This is a genomic window from Bradyrhizobium sp. USDA 336, assembly GCF_044908355.1.
In the GTDB taxonomy this organism is placed as follows: Bacteria; Pseudomonadota; Alphaproteobacteria; order Rhizobiales; family Xanthobacteraceae; genus Bradyrhizobium; species Bradyrhizobium yuanmingense.
The window spans coordinates 7,718,560-7,731,989 of record NZ_JBIYDC010000002.1; the positions used below are offsets into that span (position 1 = coordinate 7,718,560).

Genomic DNA, 13,430 nt, shown 5'->3' on the forward strand with positions numbered 1-13,430 from the left:
GTCAGCTCTTCCATGCTAATGAACGAGCTAAAGTCACAAAGTCGAGCCGACTGATCAGCTTCTTGTAGATCGCATCATAGACCTCTACGCCTGGCACCACCAGGCGGAGCAGATAGTCGGTTTCGCCGGTCAAGCGATAGGCTTCGACGATCTCCGGAATGTCTGCAATCGCACGGCGGAATCCGAACTACCAGGTCGAAGCTTTCGAAGTCGTGCTCACCGTACGGATCGTTCTCTGGAGAAATCCGCTACGTGACGCAGGGCTTCGGCCTTTACGCACTCGGCTAGCTCTGCGACCCCGATTGTCATCATGACGTGACCGCCGCGGAACGTGCGCCGGATAGCGTCGTCAGAAAGGCGATACTATTCAACATCGTGCTCCTCCGCGCTCTCGCTTCGGCAGGGTGCCATGTGGCGAGCACCGCAGTATGGACAATCATCGTCACATTGTGCGGGCCACGCCGCTCCACTAACGGCCGCGCTCGTCGCAGTGGTAGTAGTTTCGGACCTGCATCGTCGGCTCCTAGATCAAGCCGGCGAGCACAAGTGCCGAAACCACTGTCTGGCCGCCACACGCCTCGCAGAAACCTTGATCTTGATCGGGCTCCATATCGGCGTGTGGTTGCACCCTTTCGTCATGCAGATCGCGGGGCTGGCATCATTCAGGAGAGCTGCCAGCAGAAGATCGTCCAGGTCTTGGAAGCCTCTCTGGTCGCAAAACGTCACCAGCTTCTGAACTCTTTGAGCAAAAGAAATGTTGGACATCGCGTCCTCCTCGCTACGGGCACCCGACCGATTTCGGGTGCTCGATCACGAGGCGGACGCCGAGCGTCCATCACCGGGCGGGATTTAGAGTAAATGCCCCAGTCGACCGTATGGACGCTCGTCGCGAAGCCTCCGCCTCGCCACCGAGACCCGGACATGCTTGGCAGGTCCCGGGATCGCGGGGCGGAACGTCGAAACATCAAACTCTGGGGCAATATTGGCCGTTAAAGTCGGATAGGTGGAGAGGCGAATTCGTGTCAGATCGGCACGAGAAGTTCGGTCCGTGGAGAGCTTCGGTGCTGCCGCGTGCTGTTGTTGTCGACGCAGTGTGGCACGTTCACACCTCTCGGATTGCTGGATGATTGTCCGATCATAGAGATGTGTATCAGCCCAGTCTCACACATTTCGCACGCGCTGACTTTCACGGGGGTCGTCGAGTGTTCGGTATTAAGGAGGAACACCGCTTTTCACATGTCTTCATCATCGGCAAAACGGGTACCGGAAAGTCGACATTGCTCGGACGATGGCGCTCCAAGATATCGAGCGCGGGCAGGGACTTGCGCTCATCGATCTCCATGGCGATGCCAGGATCGAATGCTCGGTGAAGCGGAAGGCTGGCGTGCTAACCAGCCATATTAGGGCGTGTACTCACAAACGCCGAAGCGGGGGTGGACCGCCGATGTCTGCTCTACGGCCGACAGCGGCGGAATGGCTGACATCCCTGAACCGCCGCTTAGGGCCAGAAGCGACAGTCACAGTGGAGCCCCTCGGTCCCCACCAAGCTATTGACGAAAAAACTCTTCAATCTCGGCGCGCAGGCGCGGCGATCGGTCGTATCCGCTTTGGATCTTGTGGCTTAGCTGCTTTTCGATCGTTCGTAGTCGGGTGACGTTCATACTGACCGTCTTTCAACCAGCGCTGGACCTGATCTTGGTCCGGCTTCGCCTTTGTAACTTCGGCGTGCCATCCTTCACCGCTTCGCTAAGGTCGTACAACGTCACCGCGATCGGTCGCCGAAAATCGTCCGCCACGAGAGGTAGCTTCTCGGCAATAAAGCGGTTGGTTTCAATAAGCGTGCCACGCGCGAACGTTGCGACGACATTCAACATTGGGCCAGGTTTTCCATTCGCCTTGCGCAGCTCGTCATCAATCGCCCAAATTAAAGCTATCGAATCCCTGGCGCCCGGTCCTTCCCGCTCAATCCTATCCTCTTCGCGCGCGAGCAGGGGCAGACGCATCTGCTGGACGATGCTATTTGCAGCTACCCAGGCGCCGAACAGCGCGCCACCTCCGCCGATCAGGCCAGCCGCGAGGTTTTCGTGAGCGGCCATGATGCACCCGATCCACGCGACCCAGCGCCACCACACAGGGAACACGAAGCACACTCGCTGGTCCTTTGGCGCAAACGCGTGCGCGAAGGCGAGCAAACCGATTGCGAAACAGCATAGGAGGAGGAAAACCGCGAAATTCGTCTTCCAGGGATTTCTGGCCATCCATCGGTACATGGGCGCGAGACTATCACACTTTTGGGGCGATCTTGTTCCCGTTCTTCCCCGCCGTCTGGCAGCCAGCCACTACAAGTCGCGCTAGAGACGCGACCGGCTGAATCACCGATCTTGCGGGATGGTTCCCATAAAGATAATCGGAGCCCCGCCCTTATGGAGATAAGGACGGGGCTGCTTCCCTGCCCCCGGAGGGCAGCCGCACTGCCAAGAACAACTCGCTACGACGCAACGTTCGTTTCTCTCCGTGGCTGGCGTTCGGTGGACGGCCAGAGACTCACGCGCGTTCCTTTCGGTTCTTGCCGTCTCTTACGACGTTGCGCAACACAATTGCAGAAAGGCGCACAACCAGCTGTTTGAGACGAGCAATCTCTTGCTTGCAGTGTTCCAGGTCGTGCTGTTCGTCCGTCATCACCGATACTTCATGGCGATTTCCGTTATCGTCATTATTCATATCGCACCTCTTCCGACCAAGTGAGCGCGAACGAAGAGTCTCCCCGTGCCTGTCTCGCCAACCATTAAGGTCCAAATCAAGCGTGGCGCGTCGTCAGACAAAGTACGTAATGTACCAACAGTTCCTTTACCGCCCGAGCGTGTTGCTCCGGCCACAGATTGGAACGTTTCTTACAGCGACACCCGCAATCTACTTTAGAGATGTACTGCACCGAATTTGGATGCGGGTGCTATCAACGCTTTTATCGCTTTGGTGCTTCCAAGCGTTGACGAAGGAGCAAGCAGATCTATGATGTCTCTCTGTTTTCAGACCATTTTAGTGAGTCGTGTTATGTCACATGCGATGGAGTTGATTGTAGAGGGCTTTATTCGATTGAAGGACCGTCAGTCCCTTGAGAATCTAATGATGCATCGAGGTCGTACCCATACGACGAAGGCCGCCTGATCGATACATGCGCGCGGGCGTGGCGAGCTCTATGATGGGGTTGCGTGAAGGTCAGGCGGCCTGCTGACCGGCGGGCTTGCCGGCTTGACCCAGGAGCTTCCATTCCCAGGGCAGCAGTTCGTGCAGACGCGATGCGGGAAGGTCGGCGATACGGGCGAGGACGTCGGCGAGCCAGGCCTTAGGATCGACCTCGTTGAGGCGACAGGTCGTGATCATCGTCAGGATGATAGCGGCGCGGTCGGCGCCGCGCAGGCTGCCGGCGAAGGTCCAGTTGCGCCTCCCCAACGCGATGCCGCGCAACGCTCTTTCAGCGGCGTTATTGCTGAGGCAAATCCTGCCATCGTCGAGGAAGCGGGCGAAGTCGTCCCAGCGCCTGAGCATGTAGTTCATGGGTTTCAGGACCTCGGAGGAGCGCGAGAGGGTTTCTCGCTCGCAGAGCAGCCAGTCGTGCATATCGTCGAGCAGCGGCTTGCTCTGCTCCTGGCGCACGGCACGCCGCTCGTCGGCGCTGCGGCCGTTGATGGCGCGCTCGATCTCGAACAGCGCATCGAGGCGTCTGACAGCTTCCAGTGCGATCGGGGAGACCGGTTTGCCCTTGCGGCCTTCCCTGGCATTCTTCTCGACGTCGGCCAATTCGAAGAAGCGCCGCCGCGCATGGGCGAAGCAGAATGCCGGCGTGATCGGCATGGCTTTCTTTTGCGGGTCGAACAACGGCTCGAAGCCGCTATAGCAATCCGCCTGCAGAATGCCGGCGAAGGCGGCCAGATGCTTCTGGGGATGTTCGCCTCGTCGGTCGCTCGAGGCGTAATAGATCGCCGCCGGCGGCGCAGGCCCACCGTAGGGCCGATCGTCGCGCACATAGGTCCAGATCCGGCCGGTCGTACACTTGCCCTTCGCCAGGATGCGGATGGTGGTGTCGTCGCCATGCAGGCGCTCGGCCGACAGCACATGGCGCTCGATCAGCTGGAAGAGCGGCACGACGGCGAAGGTTCCGTGGCCGACCTGGTCGGCCAGGGTCGACAGCGGCAGGTCGATCCTCTCGGCCTTAAAGCGCACACTCTGGCGGTTAAGCGGGATATGCATGCCGAACTTGTCGAACAGGATCGTCGCCAGCAATTGCGGACCGATGAAGCCGCGCGGCGTGGCATGGAACGGTGCCGGCGGCTGGCTGATCTTCTCGCAATCGCGGCAGGTGAACTTTTCCCGCACCGTCTCGATCAGCTTGAACCGGCGCGGGATCTCCTCCAGCGTCTCGGTTACATCCTCGCCCAGCTTCGCCAGGCGCGATCCGCCGCAGCAGGCACAGCTCGTCGGGGCCTCGATGACGACGCGCTCACGCTCGATGTCGTCAGGCCACGGCTTGCGCACCGGCCGCCTGCGCGTGAAGGAACGCACGGCGTGGGTTTTCGTCGCTGCGGCCTGAGCGGCAAGCTCGTCCTCACTCGCCGTGGTAATGAGTTCTTCGAGCTCCAATTCCAATTGCTCGATCAGCCGCGCCGTGCGCTCCGAGCGCTGCCCGTACAGTTCGCGTTTGAGCTTCTCGATCCGCAGCTCAAGATGCGCGATCAGCGCCGCGTTATCCGACAGCTCCGCCCGCGCCCTGGCAGCCATCGCCTCGGCTCGCAGCCGGGCCTCACGCTCGGCTTGCAGCGCTGCCAGGGCACTGACAAGGTCCGACGGAAGATCGTCCGGCTTCGATATCATGAAGCCATTGAATCAGATCAAGCAGCAGATTCAACCAAAAACGGCTATCCGATCCGCGTCGGACGCTGGGCTTCTTGCGGGTTGCGCCAATCGATTCCGGACAACAGGTAGCTCATCTGCGCCGGTGAGATCGTCACTGCTTCGCCCGCAACCGATGGCCAGATGAACCTTCCTCTCTCGAGTCTTTTGGTGAACAGGCATGCTCCTTGGCCATCGTGCCAGATCACCTTCACAAGATCGCTTCGGCGACCGCGGAAGACGAACAGATGACCGCTGAGCGGATCCTTGCGCAGCACCTCCTGCACTTGGAGCGCCAACGACGGAAAGCCTCGGCGCATGTCCGTGTAGCCTGTCGCGAGCCACACTCGCGCGCCCGTCGGAACCGGGATCATCGGCGTACCAAAGCATCGAGAACACGACGTAGCGCGTCTCCATCAACCTCGCCATCGACCCGGATGCGGTGTCCGCTACCAAGGTCGATCTCGATGATGCCCTGGCTCCTCCGTCGACGCGCCGGCGCCGCCGTCAATGGCGCTTCGGTCAGATTGTGCGGCGGCACAGACGATCCAATCTCGACCGGCACGAACGGCGCTATACTCGCTTCAGCGTGCTTGCAAAGCTCCTTGCGCCACCTGAACAGCTGGCTCACATGAAGCCCGGCCCTGCGAGCCACCTCGGAAACACTGGCGCCGGGCTCGAGCGATGCTGCAACAAGCCGTTCTTTCTCATCCTGCGACCACCGGCGCCGCCGCTCGACCGATGTGATCACCTCCGCCCGCGAAATCGTCATAGCGCTTCTCCTAGGATTATCCCTAGGACCTGCAGCCATCGCGTTCGTCAAACAAGGCGGCCTTTGGCGCAGGGATACTCGAGGTCGGTTGGCGATGGATTTGAAGGCTAGGACGGGTTTCGACTGCAAGGCAACAATAGCTAAGATCGATCAGGACATCTCCATCATTGAAGCTGGATTGAGTGCTCTTTCCAATCCGGTGTTAGGAGAGGAAGGCCTGCCGAAGATCCGGGCTGCGCAATCGCAGAAGAATTTCTGAGTCGGGGACTCGCTACGTAGTCTGCCAACAGGCAGACTTCGCGTTAGCAAGGAAGTTTTGCCTTGAGAATCCCAATGCCAAGAGCGGTCGTCGAATGGGCGCGGCTTAACGTACCTATCCTTGCCGGCTGTTGCTGACTGCCGGGGGCGCCAGCGCCGCCGAACTGGCTCTACTCGCTAAGGCTCACCGAGTCAGCCGATTGCCGCGAAGATGCGGAACGTCTGTCTGACCATGCGGTGTCGATCCCTCGCGGAAGAGCATTTTGAGCTGCGCGCTGGAGGCTCTCGCGTTTGGATCCCGCCCTTTGGGCGTCATTATCACTGCTCCGGCATGGATCGAAAATACTAAGCTTGCCCTAGTCTCAGGCGTATTTTCGGAAGTCAGGCGAGATGGGCGTCCCGAAAATCAATGTGTTTCAAAATTCGCCCGACCTCGCGCGCCGCCATGATGGGCGCTGGCAGCTTCAGGTCAAATTGCGTGGTATTCCAATTAACCTTGGTCAGCGCCAAGATCTCTTCGGCGAGCTTTGAAATCGCCGTATCGCAATTTTCATGGCGCACTAGCAGCAGGGGGCGCGGCACACGAAGGCCTGGGAAAGTCCCGTAATACGGCACGGATCCCCGCGTATACAGAAGCCCTTTGCCGCGCAAATCAATGAACGTTCCACGTAGTACCGGGTAGTTTCCATCGCGAAAGACGGCAATGGGCGAGCTTTCTTGCACCCAAACCAGATCGCTCAGGTCGATACCCGCCCGCCGCAAAGCGGCATCGACGCCTTTTGCTTCCTCAGGTCTAAACCTTGAGGTTTTGAGGATGACGAGGCGCGCCGGGACGTGACGGTGATGGGTTTTATAAGTCGCGATTGATTGTGTTACGAGGTCGTCGGCATCCTGCTCGGTCAGATAGGGATGGCGGCCTTTGGTTTCGGTTTGCGCCCGCGCACCACGCAGAATCAGACCGCGCCCCCGCTCGTCGAACATTTGCGCGGTGCTGGTCCAAAGTTGCTGCCCATCGACGTCTCTATAGAAGCCGATGCCGAGGTAGCTCGTGCGCAGGCCATCCGCTTGCGGCAGCAAGCGCCAAGGTACCTTCCCAGCCTTATAGAACAACGCATTTAGCAGATTCCATGCGCGCGTTGCTTTCAGCTGTACCTGACGGTTGCTTTCGCGCTTCACCTTGCGTGGGATTTTAGCGGCATCATCCCATGTGTCAGGCCAGACGATTTGCGTCGGCACGTCGAGATGGAGCGTTTTGGCCTTCAGAAGATCGCGGAAATCGAGCAGGATATCGCTATCGTCTTCCTCCTGATCTTCCTCCTTTGGCTCCGCATCTTCGCTCGTGGCATTGACGAGCTTCTCAATCAGCGGAATAGGGAGTGCAAGCACGATGACATCAGGCTTGACGCTACTTTCGTTCAACGCGGAGAGTTGCTGTGAGACCATCTCGACCGCATGCCGCACAGCTTCATCGTGCCTGCCGATCGATCGAATCTCATTGACCTGGCTGCGCGACATCGTGACCGTGGCGCCATCCGGCACCTCGAATTTGCAACGAAACGGGTTCTGATTCCCCAATCCCGGGAAATCGGGATTAAGATTGATGAGTGGCTTGTTCTCGCTTTCGATCCCGCGCGCCGTCTCGTTCAAGAACTCCGTGAAACCTGACACAGTGTCATCCGTGCCGATGACGCCCACATGCACCACATCGCCCGAGCGCGGCTGAAGCGGCCCGAACTCACGCAAACCTTGGCGCGGATCGCAATGCTGCCCTCAGTCGCCAAACTCCAATACCGGCTCATCGAAAACGCGTGCTTTGAAGGTCATGCTGCCAACCCCTCATCAAAGAGATCGGCGGGCTTCATCTCATCCGCGCGGGGATCAGTTCGCTCCCATGTGTCTTCAGGCACAGCCTTTTTAAGTTCAATAGGCGGCAGATGTTCAAATCCCACCAGGACATCGCTGGCATTGGTTTTTTCGAACAAATCGTTTTTCTGTTTGCAGCTCTCGGCCAGCAAGCTTTGCCACATAATGACTTGGCCACGAACAGCTGCATTGCGCTCCAGACGCTTCTTTGCCTGCAAGCAGTGCGCCGGGAAACGGATGCGGGACGAAGCCGTTCCGCGTGAAATAAAACGTCGGGTCAATGACGACAAACCACTCATCGCCAAGCCGTTCAAATCGGAACGACGCGGCGTGGTGACGAACATATCCCGGTTTGTCGGGATATTTCTTGTTCGGGTAATAGCTGACCACGCGAGCCGATGTGTCTTTTACGGCCGAGGCATACTTGTAGGTGCGCGACTTATTCTCGCCGAGTGCATGAAAGTGAAACAAGCGCTCATCTTTGAGGAAGCTGAGTTGGTCGCGGGTTTGCCGCGACAACGTCCTGCGCAACAGATCAATCGTGCAATTCATATCATCGAGATCGTCATTCAACGTGAACAGCTTCGTGTCAACGGCTTCAACTTGATCCAAATCGGCGATCGCCCGCGTTCCGAATTCGCGCGGATCGAAAAACGACACGAAACGTCGCTTTTGAATAACCCAGTCGAACCTTGGATTGCGCTGCTTCAAAAGGTCTGGGATGGCATCTCCACGAAAACCAAATGGCGATGTGGAGATGAAAATCTCATCCGGAAGGCGCACGCGCATCATGTTGACGATAGCGCTCTCGCCAAAGTTCAGCGGCGGGATGTGGACGCCCGGTGTGCGCCGGTCGATAGTAATTGCTGCCAATCTATCCGCACAGCTTGGATCGAAAACATCGTCGGCCTTGTCGAACTTAAGGCGCCGTTCATCCCCGCGCAGGCCGCTGGACACGTCCTGCCAGTAAGCCGAGCCGTCCGATTGTCGCCATAGAACGATGATGACCGGGATGTTGTATTTGCGCCAATAGCCGAGGTCTTTGGATTTAAGCGTGTACTCGAAACTCTTGTCGCTTTCGCGAATGTATTTTCCTTCAGCTGTGGCTTTGACCTGGACGCCAAGCAGCTTCCCAAGCGCAGCGCCGGACTTTGGATCCCGGAGTTCGATCAGTCCGTCCACCCCAGCTTCAAGACGCCCGCGCTGCTCATAAATGAAGCCCGTCTCAAGGACGATCTTCTTTACTGCGGTCTCGCCCAGCTCGCCGAGGAGCTGATTGTCGCTGACGGTTTTGGTCATAGCTTGAGCATAGGCGGTTTTTGGTTATTTGCGAGCTTAATGTTCTTGTTATGTTCTCGCAGAGCTGGCAGATTACGTCGTTGGCGGACTTCGATTCTCACATCTCAGTTCTATTTGTGTCAATATATCAGTATCTTAGGGAGCACTTGAAAAAAAGACGGCTCTGTGTCTATACTTAGATGTGGAGGATAGATATAGACAATGACACCCGAAGCATCCACAGAAATCCGGCTACCTACGGACGGAATCCTTGCTCCAGACGCCTTGCGCGATTCGAAGATGCGCGAGCGCCTGTCGGCCCCGGCAGTGTCGCTGTTCCTCAAGCTGACGGATTTGTGGCATCTCTCCGTTGATGACCGCCGTGCGCTCGCTGGCGATATCTCAAGGCCGACCTATCACAACTGGCGCAACGGCAAGATCGGTACATTGACGCGCGATCAGTTGGAGCGCGTTTCGCTGGTGCTCGGAATCCAAAAGGGATTGAGGACGCTCTTTTCCGACGAGGCAAGCGCGACCCGTTGGTTCACCAGTCCGAACCATGACCTTCCGTTTGGCGGTCTCTCCCCCTTGCAGCGCGCGCTCCGGGGCAGCATCGACGATCTCTACGCGGTTCGCCGCTATCTGGATGCCTGGCGCGGGATGAAATGAGTGAATCGCGCGCGAGCATCCGTGCACATACGCATCGCCTTATTGCCAGCCGCTATCCAACGGTCGGCATCTTTGACGATTTGAATTTAAGCCAGGAAGAACTGACCGTTGCGTTCCTGCTCGAGTCTGTCACGAACGATCGACTGACGTCCCATTCGGGACGCTTGCAATTGTTGCCTCCTTCAGAAATCGTGCAAGGACCGACCGCCAATATGGTGATGGCGGCCTTTCTGCACGCGGATGAGACTGGCGGCCGCTTCACCGACGGCCGTCTCGGTGCGTGGTATGCGGCGCTTGAAATTGAAATAGCGATTACCGAGACTGTGCACCACAATACGCGTCGGCTTCGCCTCTCAGAAGGTGCCTTTCCTTCAAACATTCAAATGCGGCAGTTGATCGCCGGGATCGATTGCTCGCTGATTGACATTCGCGGACAGCAAGAAACACGGCCCGAGCTGTACGCTGCAAACGACTATTCAAAGTCTCGCGCCTTTGGACTTGCATTGCGCTGGCCGTCTTCCGGTGACGGTGAGAACGGCATTGTCTTCGACAGTGTCCGACGAAAGGGCGGCAACAATGTTTGCGTGTTTCGTCCATCCTTAATCTTGCTGCCCGTCATGCAGGGCGATCATTATCAGTATAGTTGGGACGGCGAGGGCAGCGTGACGGTCTCGAAGCTCGCGAATATCGACCATAGGTGAGTGAAAAGCGCGTTTAAGGTGCCTTTGGCTGCGGAGCCTTTGCGTATTTCAAATTGGTCAAAGCGACCATTGTTTCCGCGAGACCGGAGTGAATGCTGGAAGGCAATAAATCATAATGGAAAATCATAATGGATTACACGTTCCAGTTCGATCGCCAGCAATTTGGGAGCCTCGATAGCGGCCTTACCGCAACTGATCAGCAGAACATCGTCGTCCCACTTGTCCGAATTGTATTGCTCACCTGGCTCTTTGACTTTTTGCCATTGTTCGACACTGGGAATGTTTCTTACCCGCTCGACTATATTATTGAAATGGAGCAGTGGCGCGAATGACGTCTTCCTTCGTGCTTCTAGATCGGGTGTTTCGCCATATAGGATAGCTCGGATCGTCTCATTGGTTTCAGTAAGATCTGGGAATGCCATCGCCATAGCGGCGCGAATGCGCGACACTGTTGTGTCGACCTTCTTTGCGGCCAAATGAAGCGGATGACTCTTGGAAGATAAATGAACAATCAAGCCGTTTCGTATGGACTCCAGCAATTCATTTCGTCGCTTCTCGATGTCCTTTTTGATTGCTTGATCGAAATCGAATGGGACAAACCCTCCTTGGGAGATGTTCAGCTGTCTGCTCACGTCGATTGGGCCTACATGCTCGGTTCAACGAGTGGCTGCGAGCCGCAAGAAATTGCTGAGCAGCAGAGACCCGCATTCGGTGAGTATCGATTCCGGATGAAACTGCACGCCGTAAGTTGGTTGATAGCGATGTGCGAGAGCCATGATCTCGCCTTCCTCGGACCGCGCTGTCACCATCAGGTGCGGTGCGGAGGTCGAGTCAAGCTTGATCACAAGCGAATGATAACGACCGACGGAAAGTGCGGAGGGCAATCCCTCGAATAACGGCCCCCCTTCATGCATTATGCGAGAGGATCGCCCATGCATGGGGCGTAGCGCTCGCCTCACTCGTCCGCCGAAAACGCTTCCAATACATTGATGCCCGAGGCAAATTCCGAGAATCGGGGTGCGGCCGGAAAGCTCGCGGATAACGGCCATAGATATTCCCGCCCTCGGTTGGAGTGCAGGGACCAGGAGAGATAACGATCGCGCGGGGATTAAGCTTGATCACGTCGGCGACGCTGATCGCATCGTTCCTGACAACCTCGGTTGACGCGCCTAGCCTCTGGAAATACCGGCCGATGTTGAAGACAAAAGAGTCGTAGTTATCGATAATGAGGATCACAGCGGACCAGGTCCTTCACTACCAAAAGCTTCAAAGATTCGCTGTGCCTTCGCAAGCGTCTCAGCATACTCGGCTTGCGGATCCGACATCGCTGTTATCCCGCCTCCCGTATGAAACATGGCTTGATCGCCATCAATAGTTACGGTGCGAATCGCGATGTTGGTATCCATATGCCCGTTAAAACCAATGAAGCCGATTGCCCCGCAATAGACCTGTCGAGCCACTCGCTCGATTTCCGTGATGATCTCCATGGATCGCACCTTTGGCGCCCCCGTGATCGAGCCCCCTGGAAAGCAAGCTCGCAGCAGCGTGACGGCGTCTTGGCTCTCTGAAAGTTCACCTGTGACGATCGAGACGAGGTGGTGCACCGAGGCGTGGGATTCGAGGTTGCACAGCCCTGCAACTTCGATCGAGTGCGGCGTGCAAACCCGCGACAGATCGTTGCGCAGAAGATCGACAATCATGCAGTTTTCGGCGCGGTCCTTCTCGGACGCGACGAGGACCTGTGCGCGGTGCTGGTCCTCCGCGGAATCATTGCTGCGCGCTATCGTGCCCTTGATAGGGCGTGTTTCGACGTTTCGTGCGTCGAGTTTGAGGAAACGTTCCGGTGAGCTTGAGGCAATGGTGAGCGCACCATAGCGCAACAAGGCCGCAAACGGCGCCGGATTGAGGGACCGCAGCCGGCAGTAGAAGCTAATCGGCTCGAATGAGGTCGGCATCCTCGCAGTGAAACGCTGCGCGATGTTCGCTTGAAAGACGTCTCCTGCCAAAATGAGGCCGATGACGCGCTGTATGGCCGCGATGTAGTCGTCAAGGCTGAAGTTGGACTGCCATGCGCCTAATGTGCCAGGGAGTTCCTGTAAAGCTGGCGTCGGCATGTCGAGCAAGGCGGCGAACTGATCGGCGCGACGGCGTGCGCGTTCAAGTCGAGGCGCAGGCTCCTGAGCCGGCCATCCGGTAGAAACGATCCAGCACTTGTGATCCCGATGGTCAAAGCTGATGACCACGTCATAGAAATGTAGGACACATTCGGGCAAAGCGCGATCGGCAATCGCAGGTGGCGGCAATCGCTCAAGTGTCCTGTTTAGGTCGTAGCCCAAATAGCCGGCTGCACCTCCCTGAAAGGGAGGCAGATCTGTTCGGTTCTGTTGCGGATATCTAGCGAGTAGACTGCGGAGAGCTTCCCACGGATTGCCCCCAAGAGCGACGCCGTTGCAACTGGCTTGCCCATTGTTGACCATATAGCTACCGAATGGATCACAGGTAACATATGAGTAGCGTCCCAACTCGCTCCTGGCGGCGCTATCCAAAAAAGTCAGGTTCGGTTGATTTCCCAGGCGCCGCATAGCAACGGCAGGTTCGATCCATCGAAGTTCGCGGACATGCATTTGACAACCATTTGCTCTGCTCTGTGAGAGGTGTTCCGTTCCATCTGGCCAGGCGCTTTTTGCCGGTTGCTGAATGGGCAGGCGGTCCTCTAAGGAGCCGCCCGCATCTGAAGAAAAGGGCGATCAATCTGATATTCGAGCTCGATTGCGTTCACTGAGCGCCCCTTGGAAAGCATAGCCCGCGCCGAATTCCCCGGTGAAGCTGCCTTCACCTTCTCTGTGCAACCGGGGTCTGACCATCACGGATTGTCTGTGCCCTGCGGCTCACGGGCTCGGTCTTGCCCTTGGCGCTGGCACAGGCCAGCTGTTTGTGAGCCTAAAGAGCTTAGAGGAGGAAAATCAGCCGAGACGAACTGGCCATGCATATATTTGGAGGCT

14 protein-coding genes and 1 pseudogene are annotated in these 13,430 nt (G+C 57.4%); 3 read left to right on the forward strand and 12 right to left on the reverse strand.

Annotation, left to right across the window (positions count from 1 at the left end; genetic code table 11):
• Position 1: 1 nt before the first annotated feature.
• From ABIA45_RS36920 to tnpA, 7 genes are all read right to left on the reverse strand, one after another.
• Positions 2-133, reverse strand: coding sequence for an Lrp/AsnC ligand binding domain-containing protein (locus tag ABIA45_RS36920; protein WP_404655351.1), 132 nt, complete (start codon positions 131-133; stop codon positions 2-4).
• A gap of 395 nt (positions 134-528) precedes the next feature.
• Positions 529-765, reverse strand: a complete 237-nt coding sequence (locus ABIA45_RS36925) for a hypothetical protein (RefSeq protein ID WP_404655352.1) — start codon at positions 763-765, stop codon at positions 529-531.
• Between the two features lie 908 nt (positions 766-1,673).
• Entirely contained in the window at positions 1,674-2,096 is a 423-nt protein-coding gene (locus ABIA45_RS36930) for a hypothetical protein (RefSeq protein WP_404655354.1), read from the reverse strand.
• A gap of 448 nt (positions 2,097-2,544) precedes the next feature.
• On the reverse strand, positions 2,545-2,721 hold the full coding sequence (locus tag ABIA45_RS36935) for a hypothetical protein (RefSeq protein WP_370128424.1): 177 nt from the start codon (positions 2,719-2,721) through the stop codon (positions 2,545-2,547).
• Positions 2,722-3,216: 495 nt separating this feature from the next.
• On the reverse strand, positions 3,217-4,869 hold the full coding sequence (gene tnpC / locus ABIA45_RS36940; RefSeq protein WP_036046900.1) for an IS66 family transposase: 1,653 nt from the start codon (positions 4,867-4,869) through the stop codon (positions 3,217-3,219).
• A 44-nt stretch (positions 4,870-4,913) separates the two neighbouring features.
• Positions 4,914-5,261 (reverse strand): IS66 family insertion sequence element accessory protein TnpB, encoded by a 348-nt coding sequence (gene tnpB / locus ABIA45_RS36945; protein ID WP_370058181.1) that lies wholly within the window; start codon positions 5,259-5,261, stop codon positions 4,914-4,916.
• The gene (tnpA, locus tag ABIA45_RS36950; protein WP_036046964.1) at positions 5,258-5,659 is read right to left on the reverse strand and encodes an IS66-like element accessory protein TnpA; all 402 of its coding nucleotides are present in this window, start codon (positions 5,657-5,659) and stop codon (positions 5,258-5,260) included. Before tnpA ends, tnpB begins: the two co-directional genes overlap by 4 nt.
• 94 nt (positions 5,660-5,753) lie before the next feature.
• Here tnpA and ABIA45_RS36955 point away from each other — a divergent pair, with 94 nt between their 5' ends.
• Entirely contained in the window at positions 5,754-5,918 is a 165-nt protein-coding gene (locus ABIA45_RS36955; protein WP_404655356.1) for a hypothetical protein, read from the forward strand.
• A 380-nt stretch (positions 5,919-6,298) separates the two neighbouring features.
• On the opposite strand, the gene ABIA45_RS36960 is transcribed toward ABIA45_RS36955, so the two are convergent.
• Together ABIA45_RS36960 and ABIA45_RS36965 are read right to left on the reverse strand one after the other, a co-directional pair.
• Entirely contained in the window at positions 6,299-7,660 is a 1,362-nt protein-coding gene (locus ABIA45_RS36960; protein WP_404655358.1) for a hypothetical protein, read from the reverse strand.
• Between the two features lie 195 nt (positions 7,661-7,855).
• Positions 7,856-9,079, reverse strand: a complete 1,224-nt coding sequence (locus tag ABIA45_RS36965) for a DUF4365 domain-containing protein (protein ID WP_404655360.1) — start codon at positions 9,077-9,079, stop codon at positions 7,856-7,858.
• 201 nt (positions 9,080-9,280) lie between these two features.
• Between ABIA45_RS36965 and ABIA45_RS36970 the strand changes: the two genes are divergently transcribed.
• Both ABIA45_RS36970 and ABIA45_RS36975 read left to right on the forward strand, forming a co-directional pair.
• Entirely contained in the window at positions 9,281-9,727 is a 447-nt protein-coding gene (locus ABIA45_RS36970; RefSeq protein WP_225174537.1) for an MbcA/ParS/Xre antitoxin family protein, read from the forward strand.
• The gene (locus tag ABIA45_RS36975; RefSeq protein ID WP_404655361.1) at positions 9,724-10,428 is read left to right on the forward strand and encodes an RES family NAD+ phosphorylase; all 705 of its coding nucleotides are present in this window, start codon (positions 9,724-9,726) and stop codon (positions 10,426-10,428) included. The genes ABIA45_RS36970 and ABIA45_RS36975 overlap by 4 nt, the downstream gene beginning before the upstream one ends.
• Positions 10,429-10,538: 110 nt before the next feature.
• Here the strand turns inward: ABIA45_RS36975 and ABIA45_RS36980 are convergent, their stop codons facing one another.
• The 3 genes and pseudogenes from ABIA45_RS36980 to pabB form a co-directional block, all read right to left on the reverse strand.
• A complete protein-coding gene (locus ABIA45_RS36980) occupies positions 10,539-11,060 on the reverse strand; it encodes a hypothetical protein (RefSeq protein ID WP_404655363.1) in 522 nt (173 codons plus the stop codon).
• A 24-nt stretch (positions 11,061-11,084) separates the two neighbouring features.
• Positions 11,085-11,664: pseudogene (locus tag ABIA45_RS36985) on the reverse strand (anthranilate synthase component II).
• Positions 11,661-13,052, reverse strand: a complete 1,392-nt coding sequence (gene pabB / locus ABIA45_RS36990; RefSeq protein ID WP_404655364.1) for an aminodeoxychorismate synthase component I — start codon at positions 13,050-13,052, stop codon at positions 11,661-11,663. Before pabB ends, ABIA45_RS36985 begins: the two are co-directional and overlap by 4 nt.
• Positions 13,053-13,430 lie beyond the last annotated feature (378 nt).

Coding starts and splice junctions, on each gene's coding strand:
- ABIA45_RS36925 (WP_404655352.1), bottom strand. CDS start 765: ATGTCCAACATTTCTTTTGCTCAAAGAGTTCAGAAGCTGGTGACGTTT.
- ABIA45_RS36965 (WP_404655360.1), bottom strand. CDS start 9,079: ATGACCAAAACCGTCAGCGACAATCAGCTCCTCGGCGAGCTGGGCGAG.
- ABIA45_RS36955 (WP_404655356.1), top strand. CDS start 5,754: ATGGATTTGAAGGCTAGGACGGGTTTCGACTGCAAGGCAACAATAGCT.
- pabB (WP_404655364.1), bottom strand. CDS start 13,052: ATGCATGTCCGCGAACTTCGATGGATCGAACCTGCCGTTGCTATGCGG.
- tnpC (WP_036046900.1), bottom strand. CDS start 4,869: ATGATATCGAAGCCGGACGATCTTCCGTCGGACCTTGTCAGTGCCCTG.
- tnpA (WP_036046964.1), bottom strand. CDS start 5,659: ATGACGATTTCGCGGGCGGAGGTGATCACATCGGTCGAGCGGCGGCGC.
- ABIA45_RS36970 (WP_225174537.1), top strand. CDS start 9,281: ATGACACCCGAAGCATCCACAGAAATCCGGCTACCTACGGACGGAATC.
- ABIA45_RS36935 (WP_370128424.1), bottom strand. CDS start 2,721: ATGAATAATGACGATAACGGAAATCGCCATGAAGTATCGGTGATGACG.
- tnpB (WP_370058181.1), bottom strand. CDS start 5,261: ATGATCCCGGTTCCGACGGGCGCGCGAGTGTGGCTCGCGACAGGCTAC.
- ABIA45_RS36975 (WP_404655361.1), top strand. CDS start 9,724: ATGAGTGAATCGCGCGCGAGCATCCGTGCACATACGCATCGCCTTATT.
- ABIA45_RS36930 (WP_404655354.1), bottom strand. CDS start 2,096: ATGGCCGCTCACGAAAACCTCGCGGCTGGCCTGATCGGCGGAGGTGGC.